Source organism: Serratia sp. NA_112.1 (genome assembly GCF_052691715.1).
Map to the genome: position 1 here is coordinate 30,072 of NZ_JBQZFO010000013.1, position 15,902 is coordinate 45,973.

Annotated in this window: 17 protein-coding genes and 2 pseudogenes; 9 read left to right on the forward strand and 10 right to left on the reverse strand. The window is 54.6% G+C overall.

Annotated features, from left to right (window positions below; translation table 11 throughout):
- Positions 1–43: 43 nt before the first annotated feature.
- Positions 44–424: a hypothetical protein gene (locus tag ACUTQ5_RS19600; RefSeq protein ID WP_445652602.1), complete on the reverse strand. Its 381-nt coding sequence runs from the start codon at positions 422–424 to the stop codon at positions 44–46.
- A gap of 217 nt (positions 425–641) precedes the next feature.
- Here ACUTQ5_RS19600 and pstS point away from each other — a divergent pair, with 217 nt between their 5' ends.
- From pstS to ACUTQ5_RS19640, 8 genes are all read left to right on the forward strand, one after another.
- A complete protein-coding gene (gene pstS / locus ACUTQ5_RS19605; protein WP_445652603.1) occupies positions 642–1,682 on the forward strand; it encodes a phosphate ABC transporter substrate-binding protein PstS in 1,041 nt (346 codons plus the stop codon).
- A gap of 92 nt (positions 1,683–1,774) precedes the next feature.
- Positions 1,775–2,731 carry a phosphate ABC transporter permease PstC gene (pstC, locus tag ACUTQ5_RS19610; protein WP_135344788.1) on the forward strand — a complete coding sequence of 319 codons (957 nt, stop codon included), beginning with the start codon at positions 1,775–1,777 and terminating at the stop codon, positions 2,729–2,731.
- A gap of 1 nt (position 2,732) precedes the next feature.
- Entirely contained in the window at positions 2,733–3,623 is an 891-nt protein-coding gene (gene pstA / locus ACUTQ5_RS19615) for a phosphate ABC transporter permease PstA (protein WP_153858586.1), read from the forward strand.
- A gap of 48 nt (positions 3,624–3,671) precedes the next feature.
- Positions 3,672–4,448 (forward strand): phosphate ABC transporter ATP-binding protein PstB, encoded by a 777-nt coding sequence (pstB, locus tag ACUTQ5_RS19620; protein WP_012004491.1) that lies wholly within the window; start codon positions 3,672–3,674, stop codon positions 4,446–4,448.
- An 11-nt stretch (positions 4,449–4,459) separates the two neighbouring features.
- Positions 4,460–5,194 carry a phosphate signaling complex protein PhoU gene (gene phoU, locus ACUTQ5_RS19625; protein ID WP_085120124.1) on the forward strand — a complete coding sequence of 245 codons (735 nt, stop codon included), beginning with the start codon at positions 4,460–4,462 and terminating at the stop codon, positions 5,192–5,194.
- A 168-nt stretch (positions 5,195–5,362) separates the two neighbouring features.
- Positions 5,363–6,202: an ABC transporter substrate-binding protein gene (locus ACUTQ5_RS19630; protein ID WP_445652604.1), complete on the forward strand. Its 840-nt coding sequence runs from the start codon at positions 5,363–5,365 to the stop codon at positions 6,200–6,202.
- A gap of 78 nt (positions 6,203–6,280) precedes the next feature.
- Positions 6,281–6,994 carry an amino acid ABC transporter permease gene (locus ACUTQ5_RS19635; RefSeq protein ID WP_445652605.1) on the forward strand — a complete coding sequence of 238 codons (714 nt, stop codon included), beginning with the start codon at positions 6,281–6,283 and terminating at the stop codon, positions 6,992–6,994.
- 1 nt (position 6,995) lies between these two features.
- The gene (locus ACUTQ5_RS19640; protein ID WP_445652606.1) at positions 6,996–7,736 is read left to right on the forward strand and encodes an amino acid ABC transporter permease; all 741 of its coding nucleotides are present in this window, start codon (positions 6,996–6,998) and stop codon (positions 7,734–7,736) included.
- Here ACUTQ5_RS19640 and yieH read toward each other — a convergent pair.
- Positions 7,729–8,394, reverse strand: a complete 666-nt coding sequence (gene yieH, locus ACUTQ5_RS19645; protein WP_445652607.1) for a 6-phosphogluconate phosphatase — start codon at positions 8,392–8,394, stop codon at positions 7,729–7,731. The genes ACUTQ5_RS19640 and yieH overlap by 8 nt on opposite strands.
- A 349-nt stretch (positions 8,395–8,743) precedes the next feature.
- Here yieH and ACUTQ5_RS19650 point away from each other — a divergent pair, with 349 nt between their 5' ends.
- Positions 8,744–10,081 (forward strand): NCS2 family permease, encoded by a 1,338-nt coding sequence (locus ACUTQ5_RS19650; protein WP_445652608.1) that lies wholly within the window; start codon positions 8,744–8,746, stop codon positions 10,079–10,081.
- 330 nt (positions 10,082–10,411) lie between these two features.
- On the opposite strand, the gene ACUTQ5_RS19655 is transcribed toward ACUTQ5_RS19650, so the two are convergent.
- From ACUTQ5_RS19655 to mnmE, 8 genes and pseudogenes are all read right to left on the reverse strand, one after another.
- Positions 10,412–11,464 (reverse strand): hypothetical protein, encoded by a 1,053-nt coding sequence (locus ACUTQ5_RS19655; RefSeq protein ID WP_445652609.1) that lies wholly within the window; start codon positions 11,462–11,464, stop codon positions 10,412–10,414.
- 94 nt (positions 11,465–11,558) lie between these two features.
- Positions 11,559–12,125, reverse strand: a complete 567-nt coding sequence (locus tag ACUTQ5_RS19660; RefSeq protein ID WP_445652610.1) for an NADPH-dependent FMN reductase — start codon at positions 12,123–12,125, stop codon at positions 11,559–11,561.
- 174 nt (positions 12,126–12,299) lie between these two features.
- Positions 12,300–13,025, reverse strand: a complete 726-nt coding sequence (locus ACUTQ5_RS19665) for a 4'-phosphopantetheinyl transferase family protein (RefSeq protein ID WP_445652611.1) — start codon at positions 13,023–13,025, stop codon at positions 12,300–12,302.
- Positions 13,026–13,133: 108 nt separating this feature from the next.
- Positions 13,134–13,256, reverse strand: coding sequence for a hypothetical protein (locus ACUTQ5_RS19670; protein WP_445652612.1), 123 nt, complete (start codon positions 13,254–13,256; stop codon positions 13,134–13,136).
- A 14-nt stretch (positions 13,257–13,270) separates the two neighbouring features.
- Positions 13,271–13,456: pseudogene (locus ACUTQ5_RS19675) on the reverse strand (SidA/IucD/PvdA family monooxygenase); the annotation flags it as partial.
- A gap of 51 nt (positions 13,457–13,507) precedes the next feature.
- Positions 13,508–13,573 (reverse strand): annotated as a pseudogene (locus ACUTQ5_RS19680) (SidA/IucD/PvdA family monooxygenase); the annotation flags it as partial.
- A gap of 133 nt (positions 13,574–13,706) precedes the next feature.
- The gene (locus ACUTQ5_RS19685) at positions 13,707–14,507 is read right to left on the reverse strand and encodes an MBL fold metallo-hydrolase (protein WP_445652613.1); all 801 of its coding nucleotides are present in this window, start codon (positions 14,505–14,507) and stop codon (positions 13,707–13,709) included.
- Positions 14,508–14,536: 29 nt separating this feature from the next.
- Positions 14,537–15,901, reverse strand: a complete 1,365-nt coding sequence (gene mnmE, locus ACUTQ5_RS19690; protein ID WP_445652614.1) for a tRNA uridine-5-carboxymethylaminomethyl(34) synthesis GTPase MnmE — start codon at positions 15,899–15,901, stop codon at positions 14,537–14,539.
- Position 15,902: the final 1 nt, after the last annotated feature.

Consider the following 15,902-nt stretch of genomic DNA (forward strand, 5'->3'; position numbering starts at 1 on the left):
CGCTGTTATGTTCGAAAAGCCGGCCTGAGCGCCGGCTTTTTTATCATTTAATCTTGTTATGCAGCTCTTGTACCGAGCGTTTCAGATCGCTGATTTCGCTTTGGGCATTGTCTTGCCCTTGTAACTTACGTTTCAGATTGTCGATCTCGCTGTTTTGATTTCGATTCTCGCGTTCCATATCGCTCAGCTTGTCTTGCAGTTTCTTGATGGTCTGTTCCTGAAGCCTTAATTGTTCTTTGAATCCGTCTAAATCTCTGAGCTCATAATTAGAAATAATGTAACCTTGGTCGTAATGGCTCCAAAGAAGGATGTTATCGGTACTGCCACTCGATTGCTTGCTGCGCTGTAATCCATCCGCCGCCGTGGCGTTGGCCATAGCCAGAAAATAAAGGCTAACCGTTGACAAGATAAGTATTTTTTTCATATGCAGTCCCTTTGCCTGGATGAGGTATAACAGAATGTTTCAGGTGAAATAATAGCCTAATCAAGATGTTAATTGCACTTTTGGTTTTTTGTAATATAACTGTCACATTTCGTACATTTTACTGTCACCAAACTGTCCTATTTTCCCTCCTGCAGCAATACTTACTCTGATGAAAACGACTTGAAGTCGATTTTTGAATATCCCATTAGGAGGGATTATGAAACTGATGCGTACCACCGTCGCCAGTATTGTGGCAGCGACTTTCTCCCTGACCGCCGTGTCCGCGTTCGCTGCTGCTAGCCTGACCGGTGCAGGTGCGACATTCCCCGCTCCGGTTTATGCCAAGTGGGCAGATTCTTATCAGAAAGAAACCGGCAACAAAGTTAACTATCAGGGCATCGGCTCATCTGGTGGCGTGAAGCAAATCATCGCCAACACCGTTGACTTTGGTGCTTCTGATGCGCCGTTGACTGAAGAAAAACTGGCTGCTGATGGCCTGTTCCAGTTCCCTACCGTGATCGGTGGTGTGGTGCTGGCAGTTAACATCCCGGGCATCAAATCCGGTGAGCTGACCCTGGACGGTAAAACTCTGGGCGATATCTATCTGGGTAACGTGAAGAAATGGAACGACCCGGCGATCACCAAGCTCAACCCTGGCGTTAAGCTGCCGGATCAGAACATTGCCGTTGTCCGTCGTGCTGATGGTTCAGGCACCTCGTTCGTGTTCACCAGCTACCTGTCTAAAGCCAACGCGCAGTGGAAAGAGAAAATCGGCGCAGGCTCTACCGTTAACTGGCCAACCGGTTTGGGCGGCAAGGGTAACGACGGCATCGCAGCCTTCGTACAACGTCTGCCAGGCTCTATCGGCTACGTGGAATACGCTTACGCCAAGCAGAACAACCTAGCTTACACCAAGCTGATTTCTGCCGATGGCAAGCCGGTCAGTCCGACTGAAGAGAGCTTCAGCAACGCGGCTAAAGGCGTGGACTGGAGCAAGACCTTCGCACAGGACCTGACTGACCAGAAAGGTGATAACGCCTGGCCAATCACTTCTACCACCTTCATCCTGGTGCACAAAGAGCAGAAAAACCCGGCTCAGGGTACCGAAGTGCTGAAGTTCTTTGACTGGGCGTACAAAACTGGCGCCAAGCAGGCTAATGACCTGGATTACGCCACTCTGCCGAAAGAAGTGATCGAGCAGGTGCGTGCAGCATGGAAAACCAACGTAAAAGACAGTTCTGGTAAAGCGCTGTACTAACAACGCAGGGGCGCGTGATTCGGCGCGCCCCACTCAGTTTTTCAGGGCCTGACTCATGTTAGGCCTGCCAGGGTTAAAACAGAGAGTGATCTATGGCTGAGTACAAGCCGACCATGAAAGCACCGAGTAAAAATGGTGACGTCATCTTCAGCGCGCTGGTTAAACTGGCAGCGCTGATTACCTTATTGTTGCTGGGCGGCATTATTGTTTCGCTGGTCTTCGCCTCCTGGCCGAGCATCCAGAAATTCGGTTTCTCCTTCCTGTGGACCAAAGAGTGGGACGCGCCTGCCGAACAGTTCGGTGCGCTGGTGCCCATCTACGGCACCGTAGTGACCTCGCTGATCGCACTGATTATCGCCGTACCCGTCAGCTTTGGTATTGCCCTGTTCCTGACCGAGTTGGCACCAAACTGGCTGCGACGCCCACTGGGTATCGCCATTGAGCTGCTGGCGGCAATCCCAAGTATCGTTTACGGCATGTGGGGCCTGTTCGTGTTTGCTCCGCTGTTTGCCGAATATTTCCAGACTCCGGTTGGCGATGTGCTGTCCGGCATTCCGATTGTCGGTGAGCTGTTCTCTGGCCCGGCATTCGGTATCGGTATTCTGGCTGCCGGGGTGATCCTGGCGATTATGATTATTCCTTACATCGCCGCCGTGATGCGCGATGTGTTCGAACAGACCCCGGTGATGATGAAAGAGTCGGCCTATGGCATTGGCTGCACCACCTGGGAAGTGATCTGGCGTATCGTGCTGCCGTTTACCAAAAATGGCGTGATTGGTGGTGTGATGCTGGGGTTGGGCCGCGCGCTGGGGGAAACCATGGCGGTGACCTTTATCATCGGTAACACCTACCAGCTCGACAGCGCTTCACTGTATATGCCGGGCAACAGTATTACCTCTGCGCTGGCCAACGAATTCGCCGAAGCGGAGTCTGGGGTTCACACCGCAGCGTTGATGGAGCTGGGCCTGATCCTGTTTGTTATCACCTTTATCGTCCTGGCGCTGTCGAAGTTGATGGTGATGCGTCTGGCCAAGAAGGAGGGACGCTAACGTGGCGACTATGGAAATGCAAAACAACCTGGCGCTGTTGGAAAGCCGTCGCAAAATGCAGGCCTGGCGCCGTCAGAAAAACCGTCTGGCACTGTTCTTGTCGATGGCGACCATGGTGTTTGGCCTGTTCTGGCTGGTGTGGATCCTGTTTTCCACCGTGACCAAAGGCATCGACGGCATGTCGCTGGCGCTGTTCACCGAAATGACCCCGCCGCCGAACACCGCGGGTGGCGGCCTGGCTAACGCCATCGCTGGTAGCGGGCTGTTGATCATGTGGGCTACGGTGTTTGGTACGCCGCTGGGCATTATGGCCGGCATTTACCTGGCGGAATACGGCCGTAAATCCTGGCTGGCGGAAGTCATCCGCTTTATTAACGACATCCTGTTATCAGCACCGTCGATTGTCGTGGGCCTGTTCGTCTACACCATTGTGGTGGCGAAGATGCAGCATTTCTCCGGTTGGGCCGGGATCATCGCACTGGCGCTGTTACAGGTGCCAATCGTGATTCGAACGACTGAAAACATGCTGAAACTGGTGCCGGATACGCTGCGTGAAGCTGCTTACGCGCTGGGTACGCCGAAATGGCGCATGATTTCCGCCATCACGCTGAAAGCCTCGGTCTCCGGCATTATCACCGGCGTGCTGCTGGCAATTGCGCGTATCGCCGGGGAAACCGCACCGCTGCTGTTTACCTCGCTGTCTAATCAGTTCTGGAGCACCGACCTGATGCAGCCGATCGCCAACCTGCCGGTGACCATTTTCAAATTCGCCATGAGCCCGTTCGCCGAATGGCAAGAGCTGGCCTGGGCCGGGGTGCTGTTGATTACCCTGTGTGTACTGGTACTGAATATCTTGGCGCGCGTAGTTTTCGCCAAGCAAAAGCATTCATAAAATTTTGAGCGCGGCCCAGGCGGCGCTGATGAAAAGAGAGAAGTCTTGATGAGTATGGTTAACGACGCTTCCAGCAGCAAAATTCAGGTACGCGATCTGAACTTCTACTATGGCAAATTCCATGCGCTGAAAAATATCACGCTGGATATCGCCAAGAACAAGGTCACCGCGTTTATCGGCCCATCCGGTTGTGGCAAATCAACGCTGCTGCGCACTTTCAACAAGATGTATCAGTTGTACCCTGAGCAGCGTGCAGAAGGCGGCATTCTGCTGGATGGGCAGAACATTCTGACCGACAACTCGGATATCGCCCTGCTGCGTGCCAAGGTCGGCATGGTGTTCCAGAAGCCGACGCCATTCCCTATGTCGATTTACGACAATATCGCCTTCGGTGTACGTCTGTTTGAAAAGCTGTCGCGTGCCGACATGGATGAGCGCGTGCAGTGGGCTCTGACCAAGGCGGCATTGTGGAACGAAACCAAGGACAAGCTGCACCAGAGCGGTTACAGCCTGTCCGGCGGCCAGCAGCAGCGCCTGTGTATCGCCCGCGGTATCGCTATTCGTCCGGACGTCTTATTGCTCGATGAGCCTTGCTCGGCGCTGGATCCGATTTCCACCGGTAAAATTGAAGAGTTGATCAGCGAACTGAAGTCTGACTACACCGTGGTGATCGTAACCCACAACATGCAACAGGCCGCACGTTGCTCTGACTCCACGGCTTTTATGTATCTGGGCGAACTGATCGAGTTCAGTGATACTGATACCCTGTTCACCGCGCCACAGAAAAAACAGACCGAAGACTACATCACTGGCCGTTATGGTTGATAGGATGCATCATGGATAACCTGAATTTAAATAAACACATTTCCGGCCAGTTCAACGCAGAACTTGAGCACATCCGCACCCAGGTGCTGACCATGGGCGGGCTGGTGGAGCAGCAACTAACCGACGCCATTACTGCGATGCATAACCAGGACGGTGAGTTGGCCAAGCGGGTGATCGAAGGCGATGCCAAGGTCAATATGATGGAAGTGGCGATCGACGAAGCCTGCGTGCGGATCATCGCCAAACGCCAGCCGACCGCCAGCGACCTGCGCCTGGTGATGGCGATCATTAAAACCATCTCCGAGCTGGAACGTATCGGCGACGTGGCGGATAAGATTTGCCGTACCGCGTTGGAAAAGTTCTCGCACCAGCATCAGCCACTGTTGGTGAGCCTGGAGTCGTTGGGCCGCCACACCGTGCAGATGCTGCATGACGTGCTGGACGCCTTCGCGCGTATGGATCTGGATGAGGCGATCCGAATTTATCGCGAAGACAGAAAGGTCGATCAGGAGTATGAAGGCATCGTGCGTCAGTTGATGACTTACATGATGGAAGACACGCGCACCATTCCCAGCGTGCTGACTGCGTTGTTCTGCGCCCGTTCAATCGAGCGTATCGGTGACCGTTGCCAGAACATCTGCGAATTTATCTTCTACTTCGTGAAAGGTCAGGACTTCCGTCATATTGGTGGCGATGCGCTGGAAAAGCTGTTGTCCTCCGACGGTAAAGACGAGAAAAAAGAGTAATATCCCCTCGAGTTACCTCTTAAAAGGCGCAGAAAACTGCGCCTTTATGCTGTTTAAAATCCTCAAAGATAAAAAGGTTATAAATATAGCTTTTTATATTATTTCCTGACCTAAGCGGGTCTTGCTAGCGTAGCAGCCAGCAGGACATCAACCCCTTAGGAGCAACTCATGAAACATCGCGTTTTGGCCTTAACTTTGTTAGCCAGCCTGACCAGCCTCGCCACCGGTGCTGCGCATGCGGACAAACTCGACGACATCAAGAAAGCCGGCGTAGTGCGTATCGCGGTGTTCGACAGCAATCCTCCGTTCGGTTATATCGATCCGCAAAGCAAAAAACTGGTGGGCTATGACGTTGATGTGGCCGATGCGATCGGTAAGGCGCTGGGGGTGAAGGTGGAGCTGCGTGCCACTAACCCGGCCAACCGTATTCCTTTGCTGGTAGCGAAAAAGGTCGATTTGATCGCCGCCAACTTCACCATTACTGACGAGCGCACCAAGGAAGTGAACTTCAGCGTGCCGTACTTCGCTACCGGCCAGAAATTTATCGCCCATAAAGGCGTGCTGAAAACCCCGGAAGATATCAAAAAACTGCGCATCGGTGCGGACAAAGGCACGGTGCAGGAGATTACCCTGCGTGAACATTACCCGACGGCCAAAGTGATCTCTTACGACGACACTCCGCTGGCGTTCGTAGCACTGCGCAACGGCAACGTACAGGCGATCACCCAGGATGATGCCAAGCTGGTGGGCCTGCTCGGCAACCTGCCGGCGGCGCAAAAGGCAGATTTCGAAATATCGCCGTTCAGCATTACCAAAGAGTATCAGGGGGTGGGTATTCCCAAGGGTGAAGACCGCCTGACCGCCAATGTTAACGACACTTTGATCAAGCTGGAAAAAGACGGTGAAGCGGCGAAGATCTACGATCGTTGGTTTGGCCCGGAAACCAAAACCGCACAGCCACGCGGCGACTTCAAAATCGCGCCTTTGGATCAACAGCCGAAGGCCTGATTTCTGTGGGGCTGAAATCTGTATGGAGGGGCGTAGCTTGCTGCGCCCCTGACGCATTTTGCAAGACAAGGATTGACCATGAACCTGGATTGGCTGCTGGCGCCGGAGTATCTGAGCTGGCTATGGCGGGGCTTCCTGCTGACGCTGTGGCTTTCCGCCTGTGCGAGCCTGGCCGCCACGCTGTTGGGATTTTTACTGACCGCGATGCGTGACAGCCGCCTGTGGACACTGCGCTGGCTGGCGGTGGGGTATAGCTCGTTGTTTCGCAATACGCCGTTGCTGGTGCAGTTGTTCTTTTGGTATTTCGCCGCCGGGCAGATCCTGCCTTCTGCCGCCATGCAGTGGCTCAACACTTCGCATCAAATCGGTCCGCTTGAGTGGCCGTCGTTTGAATTTCTCGCCGGCTTTTTCGGCCTGACGCTGTACTCCAGTGCCTTTATCGCCGAAGAGATCCGTTCCGGCATCCGTGGTGTCGCTAACGGGCAAAAATATGCGGCCAACGCGCTGGGATTAACCGGCTGGCAGGCGATGCGCTATGTGGTGCTGCCGCAGGCGCTGAAAATCGCCATGCCGCCGCTGCTGGGCCAGTATATGAACGTGATAAAAAACTCCTCGCTGACCATGGCTATCGGCGTTGCCGAACTGTCTTATGCTTCGCGTCAGGTGGAAACCGAGACGCTGCGAACCTTCCAGGCGTTTGGCGTGGCGACGGTGCTGTACATCGCCATCATTGCCCTGTTGGAAGGTTGGGGTATGTGGCGACAGCAACGTAAACCGCTGAGAGGACATTAATATGGATTTCAGCGTCATCTACGACAACCTGGGTTATCTGCTGTGGGGAACCTGGCCGGACGGGCCGCTGGGGGGCGCAGCGCTGACGTTGGCGATCAGCCTGATGGCCGGCGTGGTTTCGGCCATTATCGGCACCTTGCTGGGGGTGGCCCTGGCGATGTCGCGTGGCGTGGCAGCCGGGTTACTGGCCATGCTGCTGGGTTTTTTCCGCGCCATCCCGGTGATCATGCTGATTTTCTGGACCTATTTCCTGCTGCCTATCGTTTTTGGTGTGGATATTCCGGAAATCACCACCGTAGTTTGCGCATTGGCGCTGATCGCCTCGGCCTATCTGGCGCATGCGGTGAAGGCGGGGATTATCGCCATCGGCCCAGGCCAGTGGCAGGCGGGTTTGTCTCTGGGATTGACCCGTTGGCAAACGCTACGGATGATCGTGTTGCCGCAGGCGTTGCGGATGATGGTGCCTTCGTTTATCAACCAGTGGATTTCGCTGATCAAGGACACTTCCCTGGCCTATATCGTCGGGGTTGGCGAACTGACGTTTCTGGCGACCCAGGTCAACAACCGCAGCATGGTGTACCCGATGGAAGTCTTCCTGTTTATCGCGCTGGTGTACTTTGTGTTTTGTCTGGCACTGGATCTGCTGGCCAATGCGGTCAACTGCCGCTTTAGCCCGCAGACCCGGGAGTTGAAACGCTCATGGCGCTGGTGGCGCAATAAACCGCCGTTGCCGGCTAGTTAGTTAACTGCCAGCCGCGTTCACGCCACAGCGCAGGTAATTGCGCCAAATCGTCGAATGCGGTGACCAGCGGATGGTCGATCGGCTTGTTATGCGGATCGGCGCAGAAGTAAAATACCGGGATCCCGGCGGCAATCCCTGCCTGAGCACCGGCAGCGGAGTCGTCCACCAGAATGCAACGCTCCACGGCAACCTGCATTTTTTCGGCGGCGTGAAACATGATCGCCGGGTCCGGTTTCCAGCGCTGAATGTCATAGCCGCTGAACAACCGATCATCAAAATAGTGCAACATGTCGGTCAGGCCGAGCGAGTGCTGCATTTTGCTGACCGGGCCGTTAGACACAGTACATATTGGTACTGTCACCTGCGCCAGCAGTTCGCGCGCACCGGCAATCTGCTGCAGTTCGCGGTCAAACAGTCGGGCCACTTCCTGACGGTATAGAGGCTCCAGTTCTTCCTTCGGCAAGGCGGCGCCGTGCTCCGCATTAACCTGTTCGATAATCTCGTACAGCTTTACCCCTTTGTATTTCCGGAATACCTCGTCCAGCGAAAGGTGAATGCCATAGTGGGCAAACATGTGCACATAGGCTTTGCTACAAAGAACTTCGCTGTCCACCAGCGTGCCGTCGCAATCAAACAAAATACAGTCAATTTGGTTCATCAGGGGCCGTGTCCTTAGATTATGCGTGATAATGCCACTTTAACCGCATCAGGCCGGATTGCGACCCCAGAATCACCGATTGCCGATCAATCTCAGTAAATACAACCTGTTGGGGTTTATAGCCGTAAAGACGGCGAAAAAAACCTGTGATCAGCATCAAAACCCTGACTTTTTGTTATATACCCGGCATACTTGAAACCGCATCTGTGTTGGCTGCGAACGCTCACCCCAGTCACTTACTTGAGTAAGTTCTTGGGGATTCGCGTTCTTGCCGCCGTGATGCGACTCCAATTATTTTGGGTATAGGATAGCCGGCGACGGTCCATTCCCTTCTTCGGAATTTCTGAAAATGAACAAACAAGTCACTGGCCTTGACGTTGAGCAAGGCTTGCTTGGGCGTGTGTTTAAACTCAAGCAACATGGCACCACGGTGCGTACGGAAACGATTGCCGGTATTACTACCTTTTTGACCATGGTGTATATCGTGTTCGTTAACCCCCAAATTCTGGGTGCGGCGGGCATGGATACGCAGGCGGTGTTCGTAACCACCTGCCTGATTGCCGCTTTCGGCAGTATTTTTATGGGCCTGCTGGCGAATCTGCCGGTGGCGCTGGCACCGGCTATGGGCCTCAATGCGTTCTTCGCCTTTGTGGTGGTGGGCGCAATGGGTATTTCATGGCAGGTCGGCATGGGAGCCATCTTCTGGGGCGCGGTCGGTTTGTTACTGCTGACTATTTTCCGCGTCCGCTACTGGATGATTGCCAATATACCCATGAGCCTGCGGGTGGGGATCACCAGCGGTATCGGCCTGTTTATCGGCATGATGGGGCTGAAAAATGCCGGCATCGTGGTGGCTAACCCGGATACGCTGGTGACCATAGGTAGCCTGACCTCACACAACGTGCTGTTGGGCGCGCTGGGCTTCTTTATTATTGCCGTACTGTCGTCACGTAATTTCCATGCGGCGGTGTTGGTTTCCATCGTGGTAACTACCCTGATCGGCTGGGCGCTGGGCGATGTGAAATACGGCGGCGTGTTCTCCATGCCTCCGAACATTACCTCGGTGGTGGGTCAGGTTGATTTGGCGGGTGCGCTGAACATTGGCCTGGCAGGGGTGATTTTCTCCTTTATGCTGGTGAATCTGTTTGACTCCTCCGGCACTTTGATTGGCGTGACCGACAAGGCGGGTTTGACCGACGATAAGGGCAAGTTCCCGCGTATGAAGCAAGCGCTGTACGTGGACAGCATCAGTTCGGTGGCCGGTTCGTTTGTCGGCACCTCTTCTGTAACCGCCTACATTGAAAGCTCCGCCGGGGTTTCCGTCGGCGGCCGTACCGGTCTGACCGCGGTGGTTACCGGTATTCTGTTCCTGTTGGTGATTTTCCTGTCGCCATTGGCGGGCATGGTGCCGGCTTATGCCGCTGCCGGTGCGTTGATCTACGTGGGCGTGCTGATGACATCCAGCCTGGCGCGGGTGACGTGGGATGACCTGACCGAAGCCGTACCGGCGTTTGTGACGGCGGTGATGATGCCGTTCAGCTTCTCAATTACCGAAGGTATCGCGCTCGGCTTTATTTCTTACTGTGTAATGAAGTTGGGTACCGGCCGCTGGCGTGAAATCAGCCCATGCGTGGTGGTGGTTGCGGTGCTGTTTGTGCTGAAGATTGTCTTTGTAGACGGTCATTAATGCGAATAGGGCCGACAAATGTCGGCCCTTAGGTTGCTGACAAAGCAGGAAAAAGCGTGGTTTTTCCTGCTTTGTGGTGAGCAGCCGAAAATCAATAAATTGATTTTCCTGATTTTTATTTATCGGCCTCGACTCGCTCTGGGCAGGAATGAGGTTTGTCATCAGTCTGAGGGCCGACAAATGTCGGCCCTGGGTTTGCTTTTAGCCTGAGATACTCGGGCCTAGCGCACCGATGGGCGCTCCGGCAGCTGAAGCTGCTACGACCTCTTCGGCACGCTCTCCCTAATAATCAACTTTCTCAGAGCCTGCAAGCCAATGCGCGTAGTCATATCAGGCGCCCGGCGTTGCGTCGGGCACCTGATGCAACACCCACTGCAAGGGCCGTTTAAAACGTGCCTGCCAGCCGCCATCGGGGCTCTCGCCTTGGGCAAAATGCAAAGCCTCTACCTGATTATTCTTGCTGAACAGATTGGCAAAGTGCATTGCCAGTGCTTGATCGCTGAAGTTTTGCCGTTCGTAGTAGGCCACTACCAGCCGCTTATGGGTCGCCAGCGATTGCCGTGCCTGCTTGATCCCGCCATTGGGGGCAATCAGCAGTGCGCCGGCATAAAGTTGCGGGTATTTGGCTAACAGATTGGCGGCATGCAGCGCCCCCTGTCCGCGGGCGGCAAGGTAGATTTTCTGCGGATTGAGCTTTAATTCTTCGGTGGATGACAGCAGGGTTCGCTGAATCGCGCTCTGGGTGCTTTCGTCACTGTAATTTGACCAGCGGAAGCTGTTTTCCGACAGCATCTGGGTGCCGTTGAGCTCTATATAGGCGACGCCGATCTCACTAAAAAACAGGCGTTCTTCCGGTGTGATACCGGCGCTTTTGCCATAGGCGTGCAGGTACACCACCGTTGGCCAGCCTCCGGGCGGCGGTGTGCCGTTCGGAATGGCATAGCTGGCTTTGCCTTCGAACCAATGAGCATGTTGCAGGTAACGGGCTTTGGTTACCGCCAGAATCGACTGGTAGGTACTGCCGTGTTGGATGTTGTTGAAGGCGTCATCCTCCAGCAGATTGTAGTAATACCATAACCCGCGATCGGCGCTCAGTTGCAGATAGCGCTCTGCCAGTTCGGTCTGGCCCTTTTCCGCTGAGGAAGCCGCCAGTTGATAAGGCGCCCATATGTTACGGCCGTCTTCACGCATCAGCGTCAGATACAACGACATGGCTGCGATCTTTTTATCTTCCTGGCTCTGGGTGGTGCGTGGCAGTTGGGTGCTTAGTGGGCTATGTACCGGTAGCTCGATCGGCTCTTCTCCGGCGGGATAACGCATTTCTGTGGCTAATAGTGGTCTGGTGGTGAAAGCCAGTAAGATGGCTAAAATGAAAAAATACATAATTTAATGACTTTATTTTTAATGGGTTGGCAGTGACTCTCTGATTGAAATGACGCCTTCATTCGATTTTTAATGAAGGCGTCAAAAAAGACATTTATTTCAGACGACGAATATAGTCGCTGAAGGTGGACAGTTGTCCGGTCAGGAAGTCTAAGGTTCCCTGATCGATCAGTTCCTCAGCCTGCGCGTCCACTTTGTTCTGGATCACGCCGCCCATAAACTCCGGCTTGTTCATCACCATCGCATCGAGGAACACCAGGATCTGGCGCAGATGATATTGGCAGCGCGCGCCGCCAATCGGCCCCATGGAACTGGTCTGGATCGCCACCGGTTTACCGGCTAACGGCTGATTCGGCAGGCGGGACAGCCAATCGATGGCATTTTTTAACCCGCCAGGTACCGAATAGTTATATTCCGGGGTCACGATGATCACGCCGTCGGCCTGGCGGATTTGCTCGGCAATGGCTTCCACCGAGGCGGGGAAACCCTCTTCTTGTTGTACATCGGCATCGTACAGCGGAATATCACGGATAGAGGGAAGTGCTTCGATGGTGACACCCTGTGGCGCAAGACCGGGCAAGGCGCGGGCTACCATGGCGTTGTAAGAGCCTTTGCGCAAACTGCCGAGCAGGGTGACGATTTTTAATGCTTGGTCTGACATGGTGATTCTCCCTTTCGAATGAACAGATTCAGCCTGGAACACCTTGAGATACTAAGGCAAAGAGAGCGGTGATAATAGATGATTACTGAATAATTGGCTGAATTTGCATTTTTATGCAGAAATTTATTCGTTAAAGAAAGTTTTATCTTACAGATTAGCCATAAAACGCGGATGTTAGCGTTGGAGCGCCAGGCTGGTTAGTTTTACAAAGCGGGTGGAGAGCGCAGGGGCTCGCGGGGAGATTTCGCCGTGCCTATGCAGGCCTTTACCCGCTTCGTATTGCCAGCAGATTAAGCGCTCCAGGCTGGGTTCACGTGCGCAAGCCCAACTCAGGTATTCGTCGGCATCGCTCATCACATGAACCTGAGGAGTGATGCTGGAGCGCAAATGACCGGAAAATGGGTGCAGCAGCAGCGTCGATTGCCCGCTGTTACCCAGGCCGGAAAGCTTCAGCACGCTCTGGCGAATGCTCCACAGTTGGGTTTCCGCCTCCAGCCGGTCGTACTGCGCGTTGATCCAGGCGTTTTCTGCCGGCGTTTGGTATTGGTGTTGCAGCTCCCTATGTTGCCCAGCACGGGCACGCATCACTTCGATATCCAGACCTACCTTGCCTTCCTGGCTGAGTAAAACCCCCACCGTATCGCTGGCATAGGCCAGGCTGAAATCGGGCAGGTGATTATCGACGAAACAGGGGCGTCCGGTGGGGGTGGTGGCGAGAGCCGGCAATGTCGAAAAGCCATAAAGATAAAACATCAGCTCTGCGAGCAGGATGCGCCCCTGTAGGAAGCGCTGGCGGCGTTTAACGGAAAAAGCAGCGGTTGCAGCAACGACCTCGGCGGATAATCTCCGGGTATCCAGTGCGGGGGATGTGGGGATCCATCGGGCAAAATGACATGCCATTATTCACTCCGTGACAGAGGGGGCGCTGAAAACGCTAGGGAGTTAGATTAAGCATAAGTCGAGGATTTATCATTAAAAAACAGTATGCGTTTTATCCTATTTATCTGACTAAGCAATATCATTGTCCGGAGATGCATCACTCCACCATTGGATCATCGATGCGTTCGGCGTCAAATCAAAATGGGGTTTGCCGAGCAGGTGATTGAGGATGCGGGCCGAGCACCAGGCCATCAGGCTGAGTCCTCCTCCGGAGTGAAGTCTTCATTGGTGAAGGCGGACTCGTCCAACGGCTGGAAATTCGGCCGACGAGAAATCCAGTCCAGCTGTGCGGCTTCTCCCCAATTGACGCGTAGTGCGTTCAGGAAAATATCTGCACCACTTTGGCCTCCCCCGACAACGGTTACCCGCTTACCGGTCAGATCCGGGTTGCGATGCCAACGGAAGCTGGCGTTTCGATCGAGAAAGGTATAATTGAGTATGCCACTTTCATAGGCCAGGGCGGCCAGACTGAGGTTGAAAGGGCCAAGGCCGACACCCAGTAAATCCAGTGGTTAGTTCATTTTTTCTTATCTCTCCCGATAAAAATCGCTGAGATAAGCTTAGGTGAGTTTTGACAAGGTAGGGGAGATAGCGGACCTTGTTCTGCGGTATGGCGGTGAAAACGAATGTGCTTGTTGGCGTTTATCCCAGAACCAAGGTATCGCCCGTCGCCGGCGCTACCCCCTCCGGTAACCACAGCTTCCCCCATGTGCCAGTACAATGGCAGCCCATGAGCTTATCGGGTTTTTGCTGATTCAGAAATTGCCTGACCTGCCATATCAGGCGCGGTGAGGCGCAGCGCAGATGGAAACCACCGATCAACGCATGGATCTTATTGACCCCGGTTATCTTTTGACAGTGACGCACGATGTTAATGATCCCACGATGTCCACAGCCGGTAATTATCACCAACCCACGATCGGACTTATAAATCAGCACTCCCTCGTCGATAACGTAATCTACAGCCTCAGTTTTACCTCCTATCACGCCATAGGCTTTCGGCTTGGCCACCGCGATCTCCCCTGACCACATAAAGCGTTCGCTGATATGCAGCGGCTTACGGCTGTACTCCATACGATGGCGGGAGTAATCGATATCCAGCGATAACTTTTTGATTTTCTGACTATGGCCAAGCAGTTTCACCGCCGAATAGCGCTCATCGGCGATTTGCGGATGGCAAATGATGCGGCTGTTATCGGGTAGCCAGGGGACGCCGCCGCAGTGGTCATAATGGCCATGCGACAGCACCGTAGCGGTTAACCCGGAAAGATCGACGCCCATCAGCTCTGCGTTATGCAGAAAACTGCCATCGGGGCCGGTATCGAACAAAACCGAGTCCGTTTCATCCTCAATCAACAGGCTGAGCCCGGCCTTCACCAGCAGCGATTTATCCATGCCGGTGGCGCGGCGGTTTTCCAGTAACACCCTGAGAGTTAATGCCATGTATGCTCTTTCCTTAGAGGGATGATGGTTTACTTACCGATACAGAAGCTGGAGAAAATGCGTCCCAGCAGGTCGTCAGAGGTAAATTCGCCGGTGATTTCACTCAGCGCTTGCTGCGCCAGGCGTAATTCTTCGGCCAACAGCTCCCCCGCGTAAGCGCTCACTAACTGTTCTTTGCCCTCAACCAGATGCTGAGCCGCTTGCTCAAGCGCCTGCAGGTGGCGACGGCGTGCCAGGAAGCCGCCTTCCATATTGCTGGTGAAGCCCATGCTTTGCTTCAGGTGGTCACGCAGCAGATCGATGCCTTCACCAGTACGTGCCGAAAGGCGAATAAGTGAGTGACCATTCACTTCTGTCATGCCCAGTGTTTCACCAGTGATGTCGGCTTTGTTGCGCACCACGGTGATCGGTAGACGATGTGGCAGGCGGGCCATAAACTCTGGCCAAATCTCAGCCGGTTCGGTGGCTGCGGTGGTGGTGCCGTCGACCATAAACAGTACGCGATCCGCCTGTTCGATCTCATTCCATGCACGTTCGATACCAATGCGTTCAACTTCGTCGATAGCTTCACGCAGGCCGGCGGTGTCGATGATGTGCAGTGGCATGCCGTCGATGTGAATATGTTCGCGCAAGACGTCGCGGGTGGTACCGGCGATATCGGTAACAATCGCCGCTTCGCGGCCGGCCAATGCGTTCAGCAGGCTGGATTTACCGGCGTTTGGCCGCCCGGCGATCACCACCTTCATCCCTTCACGCAGCAGGCTGCCCTGGCGCGCTTCGGCGCGGACGCTGGCAAGAAAGGCCATAACGCCGTTGAGCTGCGCTTCGATTTTACCGTCAGACAGGAAGTCGATTTCCTCATCGGGGAAGTCGATGGCCGCTTCTACGTAGATTCGCAGGTGAGTAAGTGCTTCCACAAGTTGGTGGATGCGGGTGGAAAAAGCCCCCTGCAGCGAGTTCATGGCTGAGCGCGCCGCCTGCTCGGAACTGGCATCGATCAGGTCGGCAATCGCCTCGGCCTGTGCCAAATCCAGCTTGTCGTTGAGGAATGCGCGTTCGGAAAACTCGCCGGGCCGCGCGATACGCATGCCTGGCAGCGCCAACACGCGTTTGAGCAGCAGATCGAGGATCACCGGCCCGCCATGGCCTTGCAGCTCCAGCACGTCTTCGCCGGTAAACGAATTAGGGCCCGGGAACCACAGTGCGATGCCCTGATCCAGGGTGGCACCTGCGGCATCTCGGAATGGCAGGTAATCGGCGTAACGTGGCTTGGGTAGCTTACCGAGCAAAGCCTGGGCGACGTCTTTGGCGCCACGGCCGGAAATACGCAGAATGCCGACGCCGCCGCGTCCCGGCGGGGTGGCTTGGGCTACGATGGTATCGGTGGTGCTCATA

Bases quoted from the DNA above. Each gene is read 5' to 3' on its own strand.
- mnmE (WP_445652614.1), bottom strand. From the start codon at position 15,901: ATGAGCACCACCGATACCATCGTAGCCCAAGCCACCCCGCCGGGACGC.
- yieH (WP_445652607.1), bottom strand. From the start codon at position 8,394: ATGAACCAAATTGACTGTATTTTGTTTGATTGCGACGGCACGCTGGTG.
- ACUTQ5_RS19655 (WP_445652609.1), bottom strand. From the start codon at position 11,464: ATGTATTTTTTCATTTTAGCCATCTTACTGGCTTTCACCACCAGACCA.
- ACUTQ5_RS19630 (WP_445652604.1), top strand. From the start codon at position 5,363: ATGAAACATCGCGTTTTGGCCTTAACTTTGTTAGCCAGCCTGACCAGC.
- ACUTQ5_RS19600 (WP_445652602.1), bottom strand. From the start codon at position 424: ATGAAAAAAATACTTATCTTGTCAACGGTTAGCCTTTATTTTCTGGCT.
- ACUTQ5_RS19665 (WP_445652611.1), bottom strand. From the start codon at position 13,025: ATGGCATGTCATTTTGCCCGATGGATCCCCACATCCCCCGCACTGGAT.
- ACUTQ5_RS19670 (WP_445652612.1), bottom strand. From the start codon at position 13,256: ATGGCCTGGTGCTCGGCCCGCATCCTCAATCACCTGCTCGGCAAACCC.
- pstC (WP_135344788.1), top strand. From the start codon at position 1,775: ATGGCTGAGTACAAGCCGACCATGAAAGCACCGAGTAAAAATGGTGAC.
- pstB (WP_012004491.1), top strand. From the start codon at position 3,672: ATGAGTATGGTTAACGACGCTTCCAGCAGCAAAATTCAGGTACGCGAT.
- ACUTQ5_RS19685 (WP_445652613.1), bottom strand. From the start codon at position 14,507: ATGGCATTAACTCTCAGGGTGTTACTGGAAAACCGCCGCGCCACCGGC.
- pstS (WP_445652603.1), top strand. From the start codon at position 642: ATGAAACTGATGCGTACCACCGTCGCCAGTATTGTGGCAGCGACTTTC.
- ACUTQ5_RS19635 (WP_445652605.1), top strand. From the start codon at position 6,281: ATGAACCTGGATTGGCTGCTGGCGCCGGAGTATCTGAGCTGGCTATGG.
- ACUTQ5_RS19650 (WP_445652608.1), top strand. From the start codon at position 8,744: ATGAACAAACAAGTCACTGGCCTTGACGTTGAGCAAGGCTTGCTTGGG.
- phoU (WP_085120124.1), top strand. From the start codon at position 4,460: ATGGATAACCTGAATTTAAATAAACACATTTCCGGCCAGTTCAACGCA.
- ACUTQ5_RS19640 (WP_445652606.1), top strand. From the start codon at position 6,996: ATGGATTTCAGCGTCATCTACGACAACCTGGGTTATCTGCTGTGGGGA.
- ACUTQ5_RS19660 (WP_445652610.1), bottom strand. From the start codon at position 12,125: ATGTCAGACCAAGCATTAAAAATCGTCACCCTGCTCGGCAGTTTGCGC.